Source organism: Pseudomonas sp. S2_F03 (assembly GCF_054668335.1).
Genome location: NZ_CP162759.1, coordinates 5,783,378 through 5,804,760, shown reverse-complemented (window position 1 = coordinate 5,804,760; position 21,383 = coordinate 5,783,378). Strand labels below are relative to the sequence as shown.

The 21,383-nt window shown below is 59.1% G+C and carries 25 protein-coding genes and 1 pseudogene; 10 read left to right on the top strand and 16 right to left on the bottom strand.

Going from position 1 to position 21,383, the window contains the following annotated elements; genetic code table 11:
* Positions 1-154 precede the first annotated feature (154 nt).
* Positions 155-2,155 carry a peptidase U32 family protein gene (locus AB4N76_RS27355; protein ID WP_046027515.1) on the bottom strand — a complete coding sequence of 667 codons (2,001 nt, stop codon included), beginning with the start codon at positions 2,153-2,155 and terminating at the stop codon, positions 155-157.
* Between the two features lie 1,067 nt (positions 2,156-3,222).
* Here AB4N76_RS27355 and AB4N76_RS27350 point away from each other — a divergent pair.
* The 6 genes from AB4N76_RS27350 to AB4N76_RS27325 all read left to right on the top strand — a co-directional run bounded on the left by AB4N76_RS27350 (position 3,223) and on the right by AB4N76_RS27325 (position 7,234).
* The gene (locus AB4N76_RS27350) at positions 3,223-3,987 is read left to right on the top strand and encodes a COG4705 family protein (RefSeq protein ID WP_046027516.1); all 765 of its coding nucleotides are present in this window, start codon (positions 3,223-3,225) and stop codon (positions 3,985-3,987) included.
* 27 nt (positions 3,988-4,014) lie between these two features.
* Complete coding sequence (locus AB4N76_RS27345; RefSeq protein ID WP_077430268.1) at positions 4,015-4,452, top strand: hypothetical protein; 438 nt, start codon at positions 4,015-4,017, stop codon at positions 4,450-4,452.
* Between the two features lie 106 nt (positions 4,453-4,558).
* Positions 4,559-5,224 carry a response regulator gene (locus AB4N76_RS27340; RefSeq protein WP_460163804.1) on the top strand — a complete coding sequence of 222 codons (666 nt, stop codon included), beginning with the start codon at positions 4,559-4,561 and terminating at the stop codon, positions 5,222-5,224.
* Entirely contained in the window at positions 5,200-6,555 is a 1,356-nt protein-coding gene (locus AB4N76_RS27335) for an ATP-binding protein (RefSeq protein WP_460163803.1), read from the top strand. Before AB4N76_RS27340 ends, AB4N76_RS27335 begins: the two co-directional genes overlap by 25 nt.
* A gap of 119 nt (positions 6,556-6,674) precedes the next feature.
* Positions 6,675-6,884, top strand: coding sequence for a hypothetical protein (locus AB4N76_RS27330; protein WP_046027520.1), 210 nt, complete (start codon positions 6,675-6,677; stop codon positions 6,882-6,884).
* A 116-nt stretch (positions 6,885-7,000) separates the two neighbouring features.
* Positions 7,001-7,234, top strand: a complete 234-nt coding sequence (locus AB4N76_RS27325; RefSeq protein ID WP_046027521.1) for a DUF6555 family protein — start codon at positions 7,001-7,003, stop codon at positions 7,232-7,234.
* A gap of 25 nt (positions 7,235-7,259) precedes the next feature.
* Here the strand turns inward: AB4N76_RS27325 and AB4N76_RS27320 are convergent, their stop codons facing one another.
* Both AB4N76_RS27320 and AB4N76_RS27315 read right to left on the bottom strand, forming a co-directional pair.
* Positions 7,260-7,595, bottom strand: a complete 336-nt coding sequence (locus AB4N76_RS27320; RefSeq protein WP_046027522.1) for a hypothetical protein — start codon at positions 7,593-7,595, stop codon at positions 7,260-7,262.
* A gap of 91 nt (positions 7,596-7,686) precedes the next feature.
* Positions 7,687-7,887 (bottom strand): hypothetical protein, encoded by a 201-nt coding sequence (locus AB4N76_RS27315; protein WP_046027873.1) that lies wholly within the window; start codon positions 7,885-7,887, stop codon positions 7,687-7,689.
* A gap of 172 nt (positions 7,888-8,059) precedes the next feature.
* On the opposite strand from AB4N76_RS27315, the gene AB4N76_RS27310 reads away from it, so the two are divergent.
* Both AB4N76_RS27310 and osmE read left to right on the top strand, forming a co-directional pair.
* The gene (locus AB4N76_RS27310; protein WP_046027524.1) at positions 8,060-8,299 is read left to right on the top strand and encodes a hypothetical protein; all 240 of its coding nucleotides are present in this window, start codon (positions 8,060-8,062) and stop codon (positions 8,297-8,299) included.
* A gap of 13 nt (positions 8,300-8,312) precedes the next feature.
* Positions 8,313-8,660, top strand: coding sequence for an osmotically-inducible lipoprotein OsmE (gene osmE, locus AB4N76_RS27305; RefSeq protein WP_046027527.1), 348 nt, complete (start codon positions 8,313-8,315; stop codon positions 8,658-8,660).
* Positions 8,661-8,683: 23 nt separating this feature from the next.
* Here osmE and AB4N76_RS27300 read toward each other — a convergent pair whose 3' ends face one another.
* The gene (locus AB4N76_RS27300) at positions 8,684-9,031 is read right to left on the bottom strand and encodes a hypothetical protein (RefSeq protein ID WP_046027528.1); all 348 of its coding nucleotides are present in this window, start codon (positions 9,029-9,031) and stop codon (positions 8,684-8,686) included.
* A 117-nt stretch (positions 9,032-9,148) separates the two neighbouring features.
* Positions 9,149-9,346, bottom strand: a complete 198-nt coding sequence (locus AB4N76_RS27295) for an SPOR domain-containing protein (RefSeq protein WP_077430272.1) — start codon at positions 9,344-9,346, stop codon at positions 9,149-9,151.
* Between the two features lie 210 nt (positions 9,347-9,556).
* Here AB4N76_RS27295 and AB4N76_RS27290 point away from each other — a divergent pair, with 210 nt between their 5' ends.
* Positions 9,557-9,919 carry an NUDIX hydrolase gene (locus tag AB4N76_RS27290; RefSeq protein ID WP_046027530.1) on the top strand — a complete coding sequence of 121 codons (363 nt, stop codon included), beginning with the start codon at positions 9,557-9,559 and terminating at the stop codon, positions 9,917-9,919.
* A gap of 6 nt (positions 9,920-9,925) precedes the next feature.
* On the opposite strand, the gene AB4N76_RS27285 is transcribed toward AB4N76_RS27290, so the two are convergent.
* From AB4N76_RS27285 to AB4N76_RS27245, 9 genes and pseudogenes are all read right to left on the bottom strand, one after another.
* The gene (locus AB4N76_RS27285) at positions 9,926-10,618 is read right to left on the bottom strand and encodes an alpha/beta hydrolase (RefSeq protein WP_046027532.1); all 693 of its coding nucleotides are present in this window, start codon (positions 10,616-10,618) and stop codon (positions 9,926-9,928) included.
* 41 nt (positions 10,619-10,659) lie between these two features.
* Positions 10,660-11,431, bottom strand: a pseudogene (locus tag AB4N76_RS27280) (1,6-dihydroxycyclohexa-2,4-diene-1-carboxylate dehydrogenase).
* A gap of 7 nt (positions 11,432-11,438) precedes the next feature.
* Positions 11,439-12,452: a benzoate 1,2-dioxygenase electron transfer component BenC gene (benC, locus tag AB4N76_RS27275; protein WP_046027535.1), complete on the bottom strand. Its 1,014-nt coding sequence runs from the start codon at positions 12,450-12,452 to the stop codon at positions 11,439-11,441.
* Between the two features lie 10 nt (positions 12,453-12,462).
* Entirely contained in the window at positions 12,463-12,951 is a 489-nt protein-coding gene (benB, locus tag AB4N76_RS27270; RefSeq protein ID WP_046027537.1) for a benzoate 1,2-dioxygenase small subunit, read from the bottom strand.
* Entirely contained in the window at positions 12,948-14,312 is a 1,365-nt protein-coding gene (gene benA, locus AB4N76_RS27265; RefSeq protein WP_460163802.1) for a benzoate 1,2-dioxygenase large subunit, read from the bottom strand. Before benA ends, benB begins: the two co-directional genes overlap by 4 nt.
* A gap of 384 nt (positions 14,313-14,696) precedes the next feature.
* A complete protein-coding gene (locus AB4N76_RS27260) occupies positions 14,697-15,656 on the bottom strand; it encodes an AraC family transcriptional regulator (protein WP_460163801.1) in 960 nt (319 codons plus the stop codon).
* Positions 15,657-15,832: 176 nt separating this feature from the next.
* On the bottom strand, positions 15,833-16,762 hold the full coding sequence (catA, locus tag AB4N76_RS27255) for a catechol 1,2-dioxygenase (RefSeq protein WP_460163800.1): 930 nt from the start codon (positions 16,760-16,762) through the stop codon (positions 15,833-15,835).
* 51 nt (positions 16,763-16,813) lie between these two features.
* The gene (catC, locus tag AB4N76_RS27250) at positions 16,814-17,104 is read right to left on the bottom strand and encodes a muconolactone Delta-isomerase (protein WP_077430274.1); all 291 of its coding nucleotides are present in this window, start codon (positions 17,102-17,104) and stop codon (positions 16,814-16,816) included.
* Between the two features lie 9 nt (positions 17,105-17,113).
* Complete coding sequence (locus AB4N76_RS27245; protein ID WP_175648944.1) at positions 17,114-18,262, bottom strand: muconate cycloisomerase family protein; 1,149 nt, start codon at positions 18,260-18,262, stop codon at positions 17,114-17,116.
* A 127-nt stretch (positions 18,263-18,389) separates the two neighbouring features.
* Between AB4N76_RS27245 and AB4N76_RS27240 the strand changes: the two genes are divergently transcribed.
* The gene (locus tag AB4N76_RS27240; protein WP_046027550.1) at positions 18,390-19,280 is read left to right on the top strand and encodes a LysR family transcriptional regulator; all 891 of its coding nucleotides are present in this window, start codon (positions 18,390-18,392) and stop codon (positions 19,278-19,280) included.
* Here the strand turns inward: AB4N76_RS27240 and AB4N76_RS27235 are convergent.
* Positions 19,277-20,176 (bottom strand): polysaccharide deacetylase family protein, encoded by a 900-nt coding sequence (locus tag AB4N76_RS27235; RefSeq protein ID WP_046027551.1) that lies wholly within the window; start codon positions 20,174-20,176, stop codon positions 19,277-19,279. The two genes, AB4N76_RS27240 and AB4N76_RS27235, sit on opposite strands and share 4 nt — an antisense overlap.
* Positions 20,177-20,318: 142 nt before the next feature.
* Positions 20,319-21,266: an ABC transporter substrate-binding protein gene (locus AB4N76_RS27230; RefSeq protein ID WP_046027552.1), complete on the bottom strand. Its 948-nt coding sequence runs from the start codon at positions 21,264-21,266 to the stop codon at positions 20,319-20,321.
* Between the last annotated feature and the right edge of the window lie 117 nt (positions 21,267-21,383).

Sequence of the window (21,383 nt, the reverse complement as noted above, 5' to 3'; positions counted from 1 at the left end):
TAACCCGGAGCCTCCAAGGCGAATATTGAGCCGAACCCCTTGGGGTACAGCGATCACCTTAGTGTTCTAGGTAGTTTCTTTATGGCAACAGTCAGCGGACAAGCCTCACGCAGCAAGTACGCCCATCACTCGATGCGGCGTACTCGCCTGTCACTCAATGCGGCGCGCGGGGGATTGTCTTGAGCAGGTCTTCGGGACTGATGTAACCAACGACCGGTTCTGCGACACTGCCCGGCAGTGGCAGGTCAAGGATGTGGCCCTTGATCTTGCCGATGACGTGCATTTCGCAAGGTTTGCAGTCGAACTTCAGCGTCAGCACCTCGTCACCGTGCACCAGTTGCATTGGCGCGACCTTGGTGCGCACACCGGTGACGCCTTTGGCTTGCTTGGGGCACAGATTGAAGGAAAAACGCAGGCAGTGCTTGGTGATCATCACCGGCACTTCCCCGGTTTCTTCATGGGCCTCAAACGCTGCGTCGATCAACTTGACGCCGTGGCGGTGATAGAAGTCCCGGGCCTTCTGGTTGTAGACGTTGGCCAGGAAGGACAAGTGCGACTCCGGATACACCGGCGGCGGAGTGGTTTCGGCCTTGCGATGACCTCTTGGGTGAGCGAGCAGACGGGCCACGGTCAACGCCTCAATCACTTCGCGACGCAAGGCTTTGAGCTGCGAATTGGGAATGAAGAACGCCTCGGGTGCAATCAACTCGATGGCGGTGGCGTGATAGTCAGTGGTGCCCAGTTGACCGAGCAGATCGCGCAGTTGCTCCAATGCCTGCTCCGGCTTGTTGGCCAGACCGAACGGACCGTCCAGCGACAAGCTGGCGCTGACACCCTCCTCGCTCGTGGCGGTCAGTTGCAGGCGCTGCTCGTCAAGACGTGCCACCCAACTCAAACCGATACGACGCTCGGCAGAGGTCTTCTGCAAGGCTTGCTGCCAGTTATGGTCAAGATTGCGGCTCAGTGGATGGTTGGGGCGCAACTTGAACATCCCATCCGGCATCTCGTTGGGTTCGACACGGTAGCGATAGCGCTTCTGGCCCTCTTCGAGGAACTCACCCTTAGGCTCGGCGATGTTGGCGCGAAAGCCCACCACCTCGCGCTTGATCTGCACATTGAGGCCGTCGCCATTGGACAGCGGCTCAAAGGTCACCACCTGCAAATCACGCTTGCCCACCTTCTCCACCACGCCCACCGACAAGCCAGTGAAGGTCGGTGAATCGAAGGCGCCGATGTCGATCTTGCGCTCACTGACGAAGTAGTCGGTGCTGCCACGGTGGAAAGTCTTGTCCGGGTCGGGCACGAAGAAGTGTGCGGTGCGGCCGCTGGATGCCCGCGCCAGGTCTGGACGATCTTCAAGCACGTCGTCCAGACGCTGACGGTAATAGGCTGTGATGTTCTTCACATACCCCATGTCCTTGTAGCGCCCTTCGATCTTGAACGAGCGAACACCGGCTTCGACCAACGCACGGATGTTGGCGCTCTGATTGTTGTCTTTCATCGAGAGCAGGTGTTTTTCGTAGGCGACGACGCGGCCCTGGTCGTCTTTGAGGGTATAAGGCAAACGACAGGCCTGGGAGCAATCGCCACGGTTGGCGCTACGACCGTTCTGTGCGTGGGAAATATTGCACTGCCCGGAGAACGCCACACACAACGCGCCGTGGATGAAGAATTCGATCGCCGCATCGGTCTCGTCGGCGATGGCGCGAATCTCTTGCAAATTCAGCTCGCGGGCCAGCACCAGTTGAGAGAAGCCAGCCTGGTCAAGAAACTTTGCCCGCGCCAGTGTCCGAATGTCGGTCTGGGTACTGGCGTGCAGTTCGATCGGCGGGATATCCAGCTCCATCACGCCCAGATCCTGAACGATCAACGCGTCGACGCCCGCATCGTACAACTGGTGGATCAGCTTGCGCGCCGGCTCCAGTTCGTTGTCATGCAGGATCGTGTTGATCGTGGTGAACACGCGGGCGTGGTAGCGACGGGCGAACTCCACGAGTTGGGCAATATCGCTGACTTCGTTGCAGGCGTTGTGCCGGGCGCCGAAGCTCGGGCCACCGATGTACACGGCGTCGGCACCATGCAGGATGGCCTCGCGAGCAATGTTCACGTCACGGGCGGGGCTGAGCAGTTCCAGGTGATGCTTGGGCAGAGACATATTTTTTATCTGGTTTGTCACGGTCGAGGTGCGCATTGTAGCGGCCAAAAGCTGGATGGGCACGCGTCAAGGGTTTCGGTGCTGACAGGCAGTTGTCAGCTGTTATTCACGAGCGCCCTGGCCACAGAGGTTGGCGGAGCAAGACCAGCCTGCCCGTGGGGCCTCATGCGCCCTACCCCGACATGCCCAACGTACCGAACCTGCAAGACATAACCCCAAACTTTGTGGATGCTGATCGGGAATTCATCAAAAACAGGCACGATGATCCGAAGGCAATCAAAATGAGTTTCGATTACGAAGGGTTGCTCATCGGATTCCCGCAACGTCGCTTGATTTAGTGGCAAGTAGCCGCTACTTCTTAAAGTACTGAAACGCTACTACGACAGGGGAAAGCCGATGCCTAGATTCGTTGTTGTTCCCTCAATACCAAAGGAAACAGGATCAGCACGCAGCGGATCACGCTTCTATTGCACCACCGCTCCTATAGATTTCGACATCTACGACAACGAAGGTAAGTGCAGGCTAAAAATCTGCTATCCGACCCGGATGGAAGCCAACGCAGAATGCGAACGGCTGAACGCTGAACTCATTGAAACCCTGCAGGCTGAATATTCCAGGGTCAGCTCGTCATGGTCTTCGACGGCATGACCGGGAGACCTGTCGCAGGCATCGGATGCGTTCGATACCAGTGGTGGACCCGTCTGCGCTAAAAAACCCACTTCAAGAGAACATGAGAAGCGATCCAGGGAGATGCCGCGGCTACCCCCCATGCAATCAGTGCAGAGACGGACAAGTAAGCCGCAAAAAACTTGATGATTGCTGGCCTTCCCATTGCACCTCCCTCCTATAACCGCTCAGAAGCTGCATTTTTTGACTCAGTTGAATGCTCGCGGTTCCATGCCGTATGTCGTGGGGCTTACATCGCCGTCCTGACGCGTTCTGGATCCAAATCAGACCCACCACGACGCAATGCCCGTCAGTTCGGCGCCCTCCTCAGTCTGCGCTAAGTTTCGTTGCGTACCTTCTCCGCTGCGCACTTTCAGCGCTGCTCAGGAGAGGCTATCCACATGAATTCCGCCACAGCCGGTTGGCTCAATAAAGTGCCCGAGGTGACGCTGTCGTTTTGGGTGATCAAGATTTTGTCCACGACCGTGGGTGAAACCGGCGCGGACTTTCTTGCCGTGGACGCCGGTTTCGGCGCCGGTTGGACCAGCATCGGCATGGCGACATTGCTGGCGATTGCGCTGTTCTGGCAAATGCGCACCAAAGCCTATACGCCATGGATCTACTGGCTCACCGTGGTGCTGGTGAGCATCGTCGGTACGCAGATTACCGACATTCTGACCGACATCCTGGACGTCAGCCTCTACACCAGCACAGCGGTGTTTTCCGTATTGCTGGCGGTCAATTTTCTGGTCTGGTACCGGATCGAGCGCAGCCTGTCGATTCGTGAAATTGTCACGCCACGGCGGGAGTTGTTTTATTGGGCGACGGTGCTCTGCACGTTTGCCCTGGGGACGGCGGCCGGCGACCTGGCCACTGAAGCCCTGGGCCTGGGTTTCACCCTCGGCATCGTCATCTTCGGTGCGCTGATCGCTGCCACACTGGCAGCCTGGCGCATGGGCGGCAATGTGGTGCTGACCTTCTGGATTGCCTACATCCTGACCCGACCTTTCGGCGCCTCCCTGGGCGACTTGCTGACGCAATCCAAAACCTATGGCGGCCTCGGCATGGGGGCTACCTGGACCAGTGCGATCTTCCTGAGCGTCATCCTCCTGCTGGTGGTTGCCGCCCAGATCAGCGTCGGCACGCGTAAATCAGTGACTCAGTAACGTTTAAACGCCAATCAAGGAATCTTCATGCGCCACTTTCAAACCCTTATTCGTCACGCCGCGATCGTCTCGTCCATCTGCCTGCTGAGCCTGGCCAGCGGTTGCTCCAAACCGGCTGACAAACCCAATACAGGCGTCGCTTCCAGTTCGATGAGCAGCACAAGCCAGTCAGGCACCAAACTGGGTGACCTGTCAGAGTTTCGTAACATCGCCGCCGATGTGACCGCCCTTGTCGACAAAAATGACCTGCCTGGGGCCAAAGCCCGGATCAAGGACCTGGAAACGTCCTGGGACTCCGCCGAGGCCGGCATCAAGCCTCGGGCCGCCAGCGATTGGCATGTCGTGGATAAAGCCATTGACCATGCACTCGACGCCTTGCGCGCCAGCAGCCCGAAACAGGCTGAATGCAAAGCCACAATGGATGACTTAATGAAGGCCTTCGACTCGATGAAAGGCAACGCCTGACCGGGCCCGCTAGCCGCCGTCATCCGGCGGCGGACAAACCCTGGTGCAGGTGCTTCAATACAGGCGCGACGGTCATGACCGCCGCGCCTTTTTTACGGAGCAGGACATGCGGATATTGCTGGTCGAAGACGACCCGATGATTGGCGATGCCATTCAGGGCGCCCTGAATGATGCGAGCTATGCCGTCGACTGGGTGAAAAACGATCTCACCGCGCTCACGGCGCTGGAGGCTCAACACTATGACCTGGTGCTGCTGGACCTCGGTTTGCCGGGCAAGGACGGGCTGGATGTACTCGACAGCATCCGTGGCCGCAAAAACCCGGTGCCGTTGCTGATCATCACCGCGCGCGACAACCTCGAAGATCGCCTGCGCGGCCTCGACGGCGGTGCCGACGATTATCTGGTCAAACCCTTCGAATTGTCAGAGTTGCTCGCCCGGATGCGCGCGGTATTGCGGCGCAACGGTGGCAACGCCCTGTCCGTGCTCGACAACGGCGTGGTGGCACTGGACCTGATATCCAAGCAAGCCAGCACCGAACAGGACCGCGATGTCCAGCTGTCCAGTCGTGAGTTCGCCCTGTTGCAAGCCCTGTTGATTCGGCCCGGCGCGATTCTCTCGCGTAGCGAGCTCGAAGACCGCCTCTATGGCTGGGGCAACGAAGTGGAAAGCAACGCGGTGGAATTTCTGATTCACGCGTTGCGGCGCAAGCTTGGCAACCATGTCATCAAGAACGTCAGGGGAATGGGATGGATGGTTTCAAAAAGCGCTTGAGTGACTCGGTACAACTGCGGCTGTCCGTCACGCTGTCGCTGGCCATCCTGATCGTTGCTGTCGTGGCCGGGTTTTTTGCGTTCGTCTCGGCGTTCGACGAGGCCCACGAAATGCAGGACGACACCTTGCGTCAGGTGGCCGTGCTGGTTGATCGCCAACACATGACCCCGCGCTATCCCGTGGGCAATAAGGTCGACGATGACAACGAAGAATCCAGGGTAATCGTGCAATACCTGGCCGACGGCAGCAAAGCCCTCGGCAACGATGACGCCACGCTGCCGCTGCCCTTCCCCACGACATTGGCCGATGGCCTGTCGACGTTGAATGTCGCAGGCGAGGATTTTCGTGTCCTGGTCAAGACCACCACCCAGGGCGAACGTATTGTCGTCGCTCAGGAAACCGGTATCCGCGACAAGGAGGCTCGCGAAAGCGCCTGGCGCAGTCTGCTGCCGTTTTTGATCCTGTTTCCGGTGCTGTTGCTGGTGGTCGGCGATCTGGTGCGCAAGCTGTTCCGCCCGATTGCCACGCTCTCGACCGAAATCGACCAGCGCGACGAGCAGGCCCTGCACCCTATCGACGAACACCATTTGCCAACGGAAGTCCGTCCTTTCGTGGTGGCCATCAATCGCTTGCTCGAGCGCGTCGCGCAGTCGATGGACGCCCAGCGCCGCTTTGTCGCCGACGCCGCCCATGAACTGCGCTCCCCCATGACCGCCCTGTCCTTGCAAGCCGAGCGACTGGCCGCCACCGACATGCCGGCACCCGCCCGCGAGCGTTTGTTGCCCTTGTCACTGGGCATCGATCGCAGCCGAAAACTGATCGATCAACTGCTGACGCTGGCCACTGCACAATCAGACTCCCATCGAGCGCAGTCCGCCGTTTGCGTGCATGAAATCTATCGGCGGGTACTGGAAGATTTATTGCCACTGGCAGAGCGAAAGCACCTCGACATCGGTGTGGAGAGCATTGAAGACGTACAGGTGATTATCAACGAAACGGATCTGGTGATCCTGGTGAAGAATCTGGTGGACAACGCCATCCGTTATACCCCCGACGGCGGGCGTATCGACCTGTCGGTTGAGCGTGTGCAAGGGCTGGTGATGTTGCAGGTCAAGGACTCGGGGCCGGGAATTTCCCTGCTGGAACAAACGCGGGTATTCGATCCGTTTTATCGCAGCCTGGGGACCGATGAAGCGGGTTCCGGGTTGGGGTTGTCGATCGTCAAGGCAATAGCAGACCGCACGGGCGCGCGGGTTCAAATGGGGTATACGGATGAGATAAACAAAAACGGATTGTGTGTGTCGGTATGGCTGAGCGCCGGTAAACAATAGGAAGGGAGCGCACCATTACAGTGCGACTGCAGTGGCAAAAAACCGAATCCTCAACTAAGGTCTCTACGCAATCAAATGCCCCTGCTTATGGATTGGGTTGACTGATCAAGGAGAGATTGATGACGTCCGTTCGCAACGCCGAAAAAACCTATCGCGCCTGGTCGAGCCCGATCCTGCTGGAGCTCAAGGCGCGAGAACACCAAATGGATCCCGCCTCGCGCCAGGCACTCGAAAACATTCTGGTTGAAAGACGACTGATAGACCTCGGTCATCCGACAGGCACGGATCGACGTAAAACCGGGCGCACTCAACAGGACAAACCTCAGTGACCCGCGTGCGTCTCGCTGAGTCCCTGTCCGTTTTTGTTCGCGCAATCAGAAGTCCGAATCCGAAGGGAACTGGCACTACGCCATTAATGTCGTAGTGGCAGCACCTGGAGGATTGGATGACTCGCACTCGCTACTTTCAAATCACGTACTGCCTCAATGATGAGCGGCATACTTTTGTGCAGTCGGACACGCACATGCACCCCGCAGACGCTTGGTATTACGCCTGCCTGCATTCAGGGATTGGGCTTTCGTATGGGCAAAATCACGATCAACAAAACGACGCGGCGCTTCGAAGCCATGCGCAAGCAAAAGGTTTGACCGACGTCAGCTGGGTAAAATTACCCGGTTGACGAGACCGGAACGCGCCCTTTCAACTTACAAACAGTTCTTCACTGCCTTGCGCATCGCGTCGGACTTGGCCCAAGGTGGCCCCTGATACAGCGAAACCCGGCTGCCGTCCTTGTACTTGACGATGTCCAGCACTTCATCCGCCGTGATGATGCTCGGCGCCTTGATTCGGTAGCCGTTGGAAATGCCGACCTGAGTCGTATTCGAAACTTCTTTCTGCCACACCGGCAAGATGCACGCGGCCAGCTCTTTTGGCGGCTTCTTACTGTATTTGCTGACGTTCGGTTCACCCGGCACCACCGACGCCGGCAATGAACAACCCGCCAGCATTGCCAGCGTTACTCCCCCAATCAACATCCGCATGACGCATCCTTATCCCGTAAAAACGCGAAATGTAACGCTTCGCCGTCCGGACATCCATCTATTGCACACAACTTAATGCGCGGCATTGTTTTCATTGGGGGACTGGATAGGTTCTTTCGTTCAGATAGGCCATCCACCGTTCATACGCCTCATGCTGCCATTGCGTGACCCGATCCCACTCCGGGCCGCTGAACTGGTGAGCCGAAATCAGCTTCATCATCTCAGTGGTGGCGGCATCCAGATCAACAATCAACTCCTGGGCGTGAAATCTGAAATCGTCGGTATTGCTCATTGGGGGTGGCCTCGCCCTGGTGAAATGGCACTGACCTTCGTACGACATCCACCTGGGCCTCTTGCCCTCATTTTCCCGACCAATGGACCCACCTCCTGCCTCACGGACGAACAAACGCCGCATCGGGCCAAATCGGACTAATCTTTCTTGGCGAGACATGCAGGAGATCGTCATGTGGCTTAACAAAGACGAAAACGAACTTCGCCGTGCCCTGCAAGGCATTGCGTCGGATTTGAGGTGGTCGGCGGTAGAACTGCTGCGAATTGAAAAACAGCTGCGCCTGGCCGGTAATGACGTAGATGCGCAAGCGATTCTCAGGTTGTGTGCGTTGTTTCAGGGTGATGAAGAACGACTGGCGGGCTATGCCGAAGAAGTCAAAGCGAAGGTGATCAGCCGAACGAAAGCCCACTGACAGGAGCGTTGCAATGAACAAGCCTTTGTTCACGCTGGTGGTTGTACTGGCGGTGGGTGGCTGCAGCACCGAGGAACACATCTACGGTGCCCAACCGCTGGTCGCCAAGGTCGAGACGGGAATGAACAAGGATCAAGTGCAGCAAATTGGCGGTCAGCCTGCCTCGATTACCGACCGCACGGTGGTACCTGGCACCTGTTTTGATTACCGGTTAACGCAGGCTGGCCAGCATCAACCGTACAGCATCAGTTTCGATGGCAACGGCCAGGTCGACCACAAAAGCTTTATGACCTGTGCGGAGTGGAGTCACGCCCAAGAGAGGGCGAGGGAACCTACCCGCTCGGGTGGCGGCGGCTACTGATCGAACGTGGACGGCCAAACCTGCTAGCCGGAAACCGGCTTGTTACAGGTATCGCGCCATTTATCGGCGAAGGCATTGATTGCCTCGTTCTTTTGCTCTTGAGAACCGCGAACGGGCAGGCTGTATGCGTCGTTGATTAACATGGCGCCCAATTTGTCATGGTCCGGGTTGCCCGATTTTACTGCCAGCAAACTGGCCTTTGACTCATCATTCTGACGAGACTGCATGATCGATCCGGCCAATACACGGAAGACATCGCACACGTGCGGAGTCGTTTGTATTTCGCCGAGAGTCTGCGCTTGAGCCGCGTTCGTGCAAGCCAAACCGAGTGCAGACAACACGAGCAGGGACATCCAGCGCCCTTTCAACATGGGTTCTTCCTTGGAGTGAAAGCGGCCACCCTATCACTCAAATGTCGCGTTTCAAATCCTCCATCCTCGGTTCCGTGACAAAAAAAGCCCCGGGATTCCGGGGCTTCAAATGGGCTGTCATTCGGATTTCTGACTTGGCGCTCGTGTCGCTCTTGCCCTATAGGCGGGAAGCGACGCGGCATACGCCAGTGCTTCTTCCCGGCTGCTAAAAGCTCCCAGCCGATCACCTTGGGTGCACACCCGCCAGGGGCCGTTGTTCACACTGAGTACTTCATAACCGTTCATGCGCATTTTATTCAGCATCGGAACGCTCATGGTCACCTCCTGTTCGGCAGTGAGAATTGACGATTGACCTGATTACCTTACACCTGACCTTTGTCCAGGTGCCAACCAGACGTCGCGCCAGTTTTCCAGCACCCGATGGCACTTTACGCGAAGGCCATCGCTCTAACCCTTGAAACAGGGGGCTCGGCCCGAATGTTGCATTTTGATGTCTTTTTTGTGACAGCGACTATCAGGTAACGAATGAAAGTACGTGCAACGGTTATTTGCGAGCAGGATCGGCATGTTCTGCTGGTGCGCAAACCCAGGTGTCGCTGGAGCTTGCCCGGCGGGAAAGTCGAGCCCGGCGAAACGACAGGCGGCGCCGCCCTGCGTGAACTTGAGGAAGAAACCGGCCTTGGCGCCGACCACCTGTTGTACCTCATGGAACTGGAGTCCGGCAGCACCCGCCACCATGTCTATGAAGCATCGGCACCGAACCTTGAGCAGGCCCGGCCACAAAATGAAATCGTCGACTGCATCTGGCATCCACTGGAGACGGTCGACAACCTGAGCACCAGCGATGCCACTCGCCAGATCATCAAAGCATTTCGGCGTCGCCTGTAAGCGTATTCAGGCCAGGGCCGTCGCGGCCTTGTCGATGAACGCGGCAACCTCGACCGGCATTGAGGCCAGCGACGCATGACCGGCGTTCAAGGTCAGGATCTCCCTGGCATTCAGCCGTCCAGCCATCCATTGCTGATTTTGCGGCGCGATCATCCGGTCATCGCTGGAGACCTGATACCACGACGGTTTGTTCTTCCAGGCCACGGTGCTGATGGTGTCGCCGAAGGTGCTGGCCAGCGGTGCTTTCTGGGTGATACCCATCACCAGGCCTTCGGACGCAGGTAAGTCCTGGCAAAAACTCTCGTGATACAACTCCGGCTTGACCCACAAATACCCATCGCTGTCAGGGGCCAGGTTCGCCGCCGCAGCCGGTGGATGCTGGTGAGTGATGCTGCCGGGACTTTCACCAGCGTCCGGGGCGAAGGCTGCGATGTACACCAGCCCCACCACGTTCGGCTGATCGCCCGCCTCGGTGATCACGGCGCCGCCATAGGAATGCCCCACCAGCAACACCGGCCCCGGCACCTGGGCGACCATTTTGCGGGTGCGCTCTGCATCGTCAGCCAGGGAAGTCAGCGGCATCTCGACCGCGCGGATGTTCGTGTAACCCTTTCTCAGCAGTTCAGCGATGACCTTGTTCCAGTGGGCTGCGCCACCCCAAAAACCGTGTACTAGCACAATGGTGGGTCTGTCACTCATGACGATGACTCCTGTTCATGGGTAGGTTTTAGTGAGCCGCGTCAGCCCTGGTCGCCGCCACCGACCGGCATGATCATGCCGGTGATGTACGACGCCTCGTCGCTGGCCAGAAACAGAATAGCCCCGGCCTGTTCATCCAGCGTGCCGTAGCGCTTCATCAAACTGCTGTCGAGCGTCTGTTCGACGATCTGCTGATACCAGACCTTTTCTTCCGCACTTTGCTCGGCATTGTTGCGGGCAATGACCCGAGGTGGCGCTTCGGTACCGCCGGGCGCGGTCGCGTTGACCCGAACCCCGCGACCGGCGGTTTCGAACGCCAGGCAGGCGGTCAGTGCATTCACCCCCTTTCGCCGCGCCATACGGCACGCGGTTGATGCTGCGCGTGGCAATCGAGGAAACGTTGACGATGGCGCCACTGCCCTGCTCCAGCATGAACGGCAGCGCCGCATGACAGCACCACAGCGTCGGGAACAGCGAACGCCGGACTTCTGCCTCGATCTGCTGCTCTTCGTAGTGCTCGAACGGCTTGGCCCAGATCGTCCCGCCGACGTTGTTGACCAGCACGTCCAGGCGCCCGAAACGCTCGACGGCGGTGCGCATCACACGGCTGCATTCACCGTATCGCTCAAGGTCAGCGGTCAGGGCCAGCACCTGACTGCCCTGCCCCAACTGTTGCTGTACCTCGAAGACATGCTCGGAGCGGTCAACCAGGATCAACCGCGCCCCTTCGGCGGCCATGCGTTCGGCCACCCGCCGACCGATGCCTTGCGCAGCACCGGTAATCAGCACGACTTTTTCGTGAAATCTGTTCATGACGACCTCAGGCCGCGCTGGCGGCAAACTTCTCATAATAAAAATTCGCTGGCTGGATGCCTTGTTCGCGAATGAATTGACTGACCGCCTCGACCATCGGCGGCGGGCCGCACAGGTAGACGTCGACGTCGCCCTCGTTCAAATGCCGGGGCTCGATGTGCTGCGTCACGTAGCCCTTGAGTGGGTGCTGACTGTCGGGATTGGCCACGCAGGCGCTGTAACTGAAGTTCGGGATGCGTGCGGCAAACGCTTCGAGGCGATCAAGCTCCACCAGATCGAAATCGTTGGTCACGCCGTAGATCAAATGCAGCGGATGTTCACTGCCCTGCTCGGCGATTTTTTCCAGCATCGCCGTGAACGGTGCCAGCCCTGTACCGCCGGCCAGCAGCAACAACGGGCGGCGGATGTCGCGCAGGTAGAAGCTGCCCAACGGCCCGGCCAGGCTCATGCTGTCGCCGGCCCTGGCCATGTTGGTGAGGAAACTGCTCATCAGGCCACCGGGCACGTTGCGAATCAGGAAACTGACCTCGCCGTCGCGCTGCAACGAACTGAACGAATAGGCCCGCGTCTGCTCGCTGCCCGGAATCCCGAGGTTGACGTATTGCCCCGGCAGGAACGCCAGTTTGCTCAACGCTTCACCCTTGATCGATAACGCGATGGTGCTGTCGGAGAGCTGCCGCACCGCGCTGATCGTGGCGTCGTAGCTGGCCTGGCGGGTGCGGCAAACCTGCGAGGACGTCGGCACCCGCACCACGCAATCGCTCTGGGCGCGCATCTGGCAGGTCAGGACAAAACCTTGCTCCGCCTCTTCAGGGCTGAGGGCGTCTTCGATGTAGTCCTCGCCCAAGTCATAACGACCCGCTTCGGCAAAGCACTTGCAGGTGCCGCAGGCGCCATCGCGGCAATCCAGCGGAATATTGATGCCTTGGCGGTACGCGGCATCGGCGACCGTTTCGCCGACATTGGCGTCGATGAACCGGGTGACGCCGTCTTCAAAATTGAACGCAATGGAATGAGTCATGACGGGCGCCTCACAAGTGGTAGACATCGATGACCTGGCGAACGTAATCGTTCTTCAAGATCACTTTCTTGGCCTTGATCAGCGGGTTCTGACCGCGCACATCAAGGGTGTAGAAACTGCTGCCGAAATAGCTGTCGACGGTCTTGTAGCGAAAGCTCAGGGTGTGCCAGTTGAAGCGCACCTTGCACAGGCCATCCGCTTGTTCGAGCAGCTCGATGTTGCTGAGGTTGTGCGAAGTCCGGGTGTCCGGAATGCTCGCACTGGAACGCTCGGTCTTGATGCGGAAGATGCGGTCTTCCAGGCCGGTGCGGTTGCCGTACCAGATCAGCGAGATTTCCCGCTGGGGGTCTTCGGTCAGCTCGTCGTTGTCGTCCCAGGACGGCATCCAGAACGAGGCATCGGCAGCGTACAGTTCCAGCCAGTCGTCCCACTGCTTGTCATCGAGGTAGCGTGCTTCGCGATAAAGAAAATCGCGCACGGCGTCGTAGGAGATGGTCATTGCACGGCCTCCACGGCAATCAATTCGCTCTGTTCAGTGGCCAGGGCCTTGAGCATCGTGTCCTGCCAATACTTGTGTTGCAGCACAAACAGGCCTTCGTCTTCGGTGCGCACGCCGCTGAGCAGCGGATGCAGGTCGATCTCTTTGGCCGCCTCGTCCGCGCCTTCGATCCAGTGTTCGGCGCCCCGGGACATGTCATTCCAGGTGGTGACGCTGCCCTGGTAGCTGGTCTGGCACGAGCGAAACTCCTCCAGATCGTCCGGGGTGGCCATGCCGCTGACATTGAAGAAATCTTCGTACTGGCGAATCCGGCTCGACCGGGCGTGGTCGCTCTCACCTTTGGGGGCGATGCAGTAAATGGTGATTTCCGTGCGGTTGACCGAAATCGGCCGGGCGATGCGGATTTGCGAACTGAACTGGTCCATCAGGTACACGTTGGGGTACAGGCACAGGTTGCGCGAGTTCTCGATCATCCAGTCGGCTCGGGCCTGGCCGAAGTCCTGGGCCAACTCATCACGGCGCTCGTACAGCGGACGGTCTTCAGGGTTGGACCAACGGGTCCAGAGCAACATATGGCCCTTGTCGAAGGAATAGAAACCACCGCCCTGCTTGGCCCAGGTGCCGGCACTCATGGTCGGATTGCTGTCACCGGCCTCGCGCTGCTTGCGCTGGTTTTGGGTGGCTGCGTAGTTCCAGTGCACGGAGCTGACGTGGTAACCGTCGGCGCCGTTTTCGGCGGTGAGTTTCCAGTTGCCTTCGTAGATGTAGCTCGAAGAACCGCGCAGCACTTCCAGGCCATCGGTGGACTGGTCGACGATCATGTCGATGATTTTTGCTGACTCGCCCAAGTGCTCGACCAGCGGCACGACATCCGCGTTGAGGCTGCCAAACAGGAAACCGCGATAGGACTCGAACCGCGCGACTTTGGTCAGGTCGTGGGAGCCTTCGCAATTGAAGCTCGCCGGGTAGCCAGCCGCCGCCGGGTCTTTGACCTTGAGCAACTTGCCGGAGTTATTGAAGGTCCAGCCGTGGAAGGGGCAGGTGTAGGAGCTTTTGTTGCCGGTTTTGTGCCGGCACAGCGTCGCACCGCGATGGCTGCAGGCATTGATAAAGGCATTGAGCACACCGTCCTTGTTGCGCGCGATGAAGATCGACTGGCGCCCCATGGTGGTGGTGTAAAAATCGTTGACGTTGGGGATCTGACTGTCGTGGGCCAGGTACAGCCAGTTGCCTTCGAAGATGTGTTTCATCTCCAGATCGAACAACCGGGGGTCGGTGAACATCTCGCGCTTGCAGCGATAGATGCCGTTTTCCTTGTCATCTTCAAGCAGGGAGTGAAGGTATTCGGGTCGCAGGGACATGGCCGCCGCCTCCATTGTTTTTATTCAGGCAGGGCCATGCTAGGACGGGGGGGAATGACGGACTATCCGTTGGGTGCAGACGTGTATCCGTTTAGTGCAGCATTGAATGCACAGATTCATGTAGCAGCTGCCGAGCTTGCGTGCCTGCGTGTAGCAGCTGTCGAGCTTGCGAGGCTGCGTGTAGCAGCTGTCGAGCTTGCGAGGCTGCGTGTAGCAGCTGTCGAGCTTGCGAGGCTGCGTTCGAGTGCGCAGCACTCGCAGAATGCTTCCCACGATATTTCAGCCAGACCGCATTGCTCCTCGGCGAGCGCTGCGCACTCGAACGCAGCCTCGCAAGCTCGACAGCTGCTACAAGCTCGGCTGTTACGAGGGTTTGGCGGTCTGTCAATGGCGGCGTTTGAGGGTGTCGGACGGCAACTCGCCGAACTGTTTGCGGTAGCTGTCGGAGAACCGTCCCAAGTGCAGGAAGCCATAATCCATGGCCACTTCCGTGACGTTGCGCACGTTGCACGTCGGATCACTCAGGCACAGGTGGATGCGTTCGAGTTTCTTCTGCCGGATGTAGTTTTGCGGTGAAGTGCCCGCGTTGCGTTCGAACAACCCATACAACGACCGCAGGCTCATCCGCGCCTGGCGTGCCAGCTCTTCACTATCGATGTCTTGTTTGAGGTGGCGTGCGATGTAATCGGCAATCGCCTCGAACGTGGCCGACGGCGCACTCGGGCTGGTGCGGATCACGTTGGTTTTCATCAGGCTGAGCATCTTGCTGACGATGATCTGCGCGTAATGCTCCTGCACCCGGGGAATCTGTTCGGTGGCCTCGGCTTCCTGGCAAATCATCGCCAGCAGGCTGACAAAACCTTCCAGTTCATCGAGCTGATAACGGTTCTCCAGAAACCGCACGCCCTGCCCCGGATAACGCCAGCGCTGTTCATCGCACACGGACTCGAACAAGCGGGTGGGAACTTTGAGGATGAATTTTTCGCAATCGTCGGAGTAGGTCAGATCGACCGGCTCATCGGGGTTGATCAGCAACAGCTCGCCCGGTGCAAAGTAATGGTCCTCGCCCCTTCCGCGCGAAAGGCAGTTGCCCCGCAGCAGCACTTGCAGGTGATAAATGCTGTCGAGCGCGCCCGACGTCACGCGCACGCTGGCGCCGTAACTGATGCGGCACAGGTCCAGGCTGGCGAATTTGCGGTGATCGAGGCTGGCCAGCGGTCGGCCGACCCTGGGCATCAGGATGCAATGGTTGCCGACATGCTGATTGACGTAACCCGAGACCGCATAAGGGTCGGCATGGTCGAATACTCTGCTGCGCTGACTCAACAGTTGCGCGTGCATCATCGGGTCACTCTCGTTGTTGTTATCGGCGGTGTCAGTTCCATTCTAGAACATTGACTGAAAATCCCTGTGGGAGCCGAGCTTGCTCGCGATGACAGAGTGCCAATCAACATAGATGTTGAATGTTAAACCGCTATCGCGAGCAAGCTCGGCTCCCACAGGGTAGGAGTACCGCGCTATCAATCTTCCAGTGCGCGAACCCGTTCGTGACGTTGTTGCTCTTCGGGCTGGGCGGTCGACTGCAGCGTGAAATCGAATTCGATTTCGGCAAACCGGCCGCTGACGCCATGCGCTGCGGCGCGTTGCTGGTCGTCGCTGAAAGTGATGTGGGCGATCAGCTCGTCACGGGTGGCGTAGGCGAAATCGTCGTGCAGGTATTGATCGCCATCGAGGTTGATCTGGGTGGTCAGGTGGCGGTGATCCGGTGCCGAGATGAAGAAGTGCACGTGTGCTGGACGCTGGCCGTGACGGCCCAGTTGATCGAGCAGTTGCTGGGTCGGACCGTCCGGCGGGCAGCCGTAACCCGACGGCACAATGCTGCGCAAACGATAGCGACCTTCGGCATCGGTAACGATCCGGCGGCGCAGGTTGAACTCCGATTGCGCGGTATCGAAATACGAGTAAGTGCCGCCGGTATTGGCGTGCCAGACGTCGACCACGGCACCGGCCAATGGCTCGCCAGCGGTATTGAACACGCGCCCTTGCATGAACAGCGTGACACCTGGATCGAGACCGTCATCGAGTCGCGCTTCGCCTTCGGACAACGGCGCGCCGGCCACGTACAGCGGACCTTCGATGGTCCGTGGCGTGCCGCCGAACTTGCCGGCCTGCTCATCCTCGGCATCCATCAGCAGATCGAGGTAATGCTCCAGGCCCAACCCGGCCACCAACAGCCCTGCTTCCTGACGCGCGCCCAGCACGTTGAGGTAGTTGACGGCTTTCCAGAATTCTTCCGGAGTCACCGCCAGGTCTTCGATGATGTTCACCGAGTCACGCAGGATGCGGTAAATCAGGGCTTTGACGCGCGGGTTGCCGGCGTCGTTGAGCAGGCCGCTGGCGTCTTCAAGAAACTTCTGGGCGTTGGCAGTGTGGGAAATCTTGACGTTCATGGTGGTTCCTCATCTTGTAATTATTAGCGTAGCGAACTGAACAGGCTGGGTTCAGCGGTCATCCTCGCGGATGGAAGACGGGTGCCGGCACATTGCGTCGATCTCGATCGCCATGTAGGGAAACAGCGGCAGTTGCATCAGCAGGTCGTGCAATTCCTGGACGCTGTCGACATCGAAAACGCTGTAGTTGGCGTAGTGCCCGGCGATGCGCCACAGGTGACGCCACTTGCCCTGCTCTTGCAGGCGCTGGGCCAGGGCTTTTTCATCAGCCTTGAGTTTGGCGGCCGCTTCGGGGTTCATGTCGACCGGTAGATTCACGGTCATTTTTACGTGGAATAGCATGATCTCTCCTCAGGCTTGATGAACGGAAGTGGATGTTTTGTCACGACGAAAAAACGCCAGGCGTTCTTCGTCCAGGCTCAGGCCCAGACCTGGTGTTTGCGGCACATGCAGTTCGAAATCGCGATACACCAACGGCTCGCTGAGAATGTCTTCGGTCAGCAGCAACGGGCCGAACAGTTCAGTGTCCCAGGCCAGTTTATTCAGCGTGACAAAGGCATGGGCCGAGGCCAGCGTGCCGATGCCGCCTTCCAGCATGGTGCCGCCGTACAGAGCGATGCCCGCCGCTTCGGCGATCGCGGCGGTACGCAGCACGGCACGGGGGCCGCCGTTCTTGGCAATCTTCAAGGCAAACACCGAGGCCGCGCCTTCGCGCGCCAGGTTGAAAGCGTCTTCCACGCATTCAATGGATTCGTCCGCCATGATCGGCGCCGGGCTCATCGCATTCAGGCGCGCCATGCCAGCACGGTTGTTGCGCGAGATCGGCTGTTCGATCAGGTCGATGCCGTTGGTGCCGAGGATCCGGCAAGCGCGCAATGCGACCGCTTCGTCCCAGGCCTGATTGACATCGACCCGCACGCTGGCGCGATCACCCAGGGCTTTTTTGATCGCGATGACGTGCGCCAGGTCGCGGTTGACTTCACCGGCACCGATTTTCAGTTTGAAAATTCGATGGCGGCGCAAGTCGAGCATTTTTTCCGCTTCGGCGATGTCTTTTTCGGTGTCGCCGCTGGCCAGGGTCCAGGCCACCGGCAAGGCATCACGCACCCGCCCGCCCAGCAGTTCGCTGACCGGCAGGCCGAGGCGTTTGCCCAGTGCATCGAGCAAGGCGGTTTCGATCCCGGATTTGGCAAAGGTATTGCCGCGGATGCTGCGCTCCAGACGCAACATGGCGGCATTCACATTGCCGCTGTCCTGGCCGATCAGCAGGGGCGCGAAGTGTTTGTCGATGTTGGTCTTGATGCTGTCCGGGCTTTCGTTGCCATAGGCCAGGCCACCGATGGTGGTGGACTCACCGATCCCTTCGATGCCATCGGCGCAGCGCACGCGAATGATCACCAGGGTCTGATTCTGCATCGTGTGCATCGCCAGCTTGTGCGGGCGGATGGTCGGCAGATCGACGATGATCGTCTCGATCGATTCAATGGCTGTTGCACGCATGTCGATACCCATCAGGTTCTTAAAGTTCTGGAACCGATTCTCGTACGGCTTTTTTGCCGATGCCAATATAGAATTGGTCTGACTTGATACCTTTAAGGTATGCAAACGACTGACGTCTGGAGGCCCCATGGAACTGCGTCACCTGCGCTATTTTCAGGTATTGGCTCAAACCCTCAATTTCACCCGCGCCGCCGAACTGCTGCACATCGCCCAGCCGCCCCTGAGCCGGCAGATCCAGCAACTGGAAGACGAACTCGGGGTGTTGTTGCTGGAGCGTGGCCGGCCACTGAAGTTGACGGAGGCCGGGCGGTTTTTCCATGAGCACTCCACCGCCCTGCTTGAGCAACTGAACAAGGTCTGCGACAACACGCGACGGATCGGCCTGGGGGAAAAGACCTGGCTGGGCATCGGCTTCGCGCCTTCGACCCTTTACGGAGTGCTGCCGGAACTGATCCGCCGTTTACGCAGCGGCGAGCCTCTGGAGCTTGAATTGGGGCTGTCGGAAATGACCACGTTGCAACAGGTGCAGGCGCTCAAGGCCGGGCGTATCGATATCGGCTTCGGCCGTATTCGCATCGACGACCCGGCGATCATTCAAACCGTGCTCACCCAAGACCGGCTGGTCGCCGCCCTGCCCGCCGGCCATCCCCTGCTGGCCGGGCCGATCAGCCTTCGCGAACTGGCGAAGGAGCCCTTTGTGCTGTACCCCGGCAACCCGCGCCCCAGCTATGCCGACCATGTGATTGCGCTGTTCGAATCCTATGGCGTGAGCATTCACGTGGCGCAATGGACCAACGAACTGCAAACGGCAATCGGTCTGGTGGGGGCCGGGATCGGCGTCACGCTGGTGCCCGCCTCGGTGCAGTTGCTGCACCGCGACGACATTGGCTTTACCCCATTGCTGGAAGACAACGCCACGTCGCCGATAATCCTCAGTCGGCGGGTGGGCGATGTTTCACCGGGGTTGAGTCACTGTTTGAAGGTGATCGAGGAGCTGCAACCGCAGGCCAGGTTTTAATGGGAGTTTTTGTCCCAGAACCAGTTCCAGAAACCCGGCAGTTCTACTGGCTGCGAACTGTCTTTGACGGTGCGCGCCATGGCCGCGCGCAGCAAGGTGTCGTGATCGTCATAAAACGGCTTCTGCGCCAGTGGCACGCCGGTGGCCCTGGCGCTGTCGATCAGGATTTGCAGGTATTCGCGCGCGTGCCGGGCGGTGTAGCGATTGAGGTCGTGGAAGGTCACCACCACCGGAATCACCCCGTCCACGGTCGGCAACTGGCCCAACACGATGCGCTCGCGCACTTCGGACATCGAACGCAGCATGTGCGAGCGGCGTCGGGGGCTGGCGTTGAATCCCCAGATTTTGCCGTCATTGGCGCTCAAATCGGTCAGCAACACGTGCATGCCGTGCTGCTGATAGGCCGCGAAGACGCGTTTGTCGTAATTCCAGAACGGCGGACGCACCAACGTCGGTGGCGCGCCGGTGATGGCGGCGATGTCAGCACTGCCTTTGCTCAGCGACTGCTCCAGTTCTTGCGGGGTCAGCGAACGGTGATTGGTGTGCCAATGAGTAGCGGTGTGAAAACCCAGCACGTGCCCCTCTTCATGCTCGCGATGCATCAGCGCCCGCCCGATGTCACTGTCGCCGGCCCTCGGCGCACCGGTCTGCACGAAAAACACCGCTTTGATATCGGGCTGCAGAGGATTGTCCTTCAGGCTGTCGAGGACCGTCGCGGTAGGGTTCCAGAAACTCGACGCGCTGGGGCCGTCATCGTAGGTCAGCAGAAAACGAATCGGTGCCTGCGCCTGTAGACGTTGTTCCGTCTGCGGGGTCAGCTCGATGGGGGCAGCGATGCAGCCCGCCAGCCCGATGGCAATGGCGAGTGCACACAATGCGTTGAACAGTTGTTTCATGTTTTGCCTTGGGTCAGACCGTGACGGTCAACACTTCAAACGGCAAAGTCCTTCGCCCGTTCTTCCTTCGCCGGCCCGCCAATGGCGCGGGCCGAGGTTGGATCAGGGTACACAGTGTTTGGTTCCGCAGCCCCCTCTTCGCTTATTGCACCAATGCCTGCTGGAACGAGTGGTCGATGATCGGGGCGGTCGCCAGTTCCGTCGGCAGCGCCTTGACCTTGAACAGGAAGTCCGCCGTGCTCTGCAAATCCGCCGCCGCTTGTTGATCCACCGGGCCGACGGTCATGTGGGCCTGACGCAACCAATGGCGAGACACGTCCTGATCCAGATTGGCCTTTTTCGCCCACAGATCGGCGTACTCGTCGGTATGGCTGTCGACCCAGGCCCGGGCTTTTTTCAGGCGCACCAGGAAGTCGGCGATGGCGGCGTGCTTACTGTCGATGGCCGGTGTCGACGCGGCGATGGCGCTCAAGCCGGGCATCAGGTTTTTAGCGGTCAGAATCGGTCGCGCGCCGGAGAACAGAATCTGTTGGGAAATGTACGGTTCCCATACCGGGAACGCGTCGATGCTGCCTTGAGGCAACGCCGCGGCGGCGTCAATCGGCATCAATTTGATGAAGTCGACGTAGTCTTCCGGCAGGTCGGCTTTCTCCAGTGCGCGCAGGGTCAACTGCTGACTCCAGGCGCCGGGCCAGTAAGCGACTTTCTTGCCCTTGAGATCCGCGATGCTATGGACCGGTGAATCCTTGGGCACGAGCAAGGCAATGGTGTCCGGGTTCTGCCGCGACACACCGATCAGTTTCACCGGCGCCTGTTTGGCCGCCAGGAACAGAAAGCCGGAATCACCGAGAAACCCCACGTCCAGCGCGCCGGTGTTCAGCGCTTCGGCCAATGGCGCAGCCGCCTGGAAGTGCTTCCAGTCGACGGTGTAGGGCGCGCCCTCCAATGCACCCGAGGCCTCAACCGAGGCACGCACGTTGTAGTAATTCTGATCGCCGATATGCAGGACCACCGGGTCGGCGGCATAGGTGATCGGGGCGGCAAGCAGTGCGCTGGTCAATAGACTACGCACGAATCGGGACAGGTTCATCAAAGGCTCCAGAGTGCTATTTCTTATAGACCCTACCGCTATTACAAGAGCCTTTATAAATTCGATTTAGGCATAAGTTAATGACCAGAAACAAACAGTGTCGGCCCTGCAACAGCA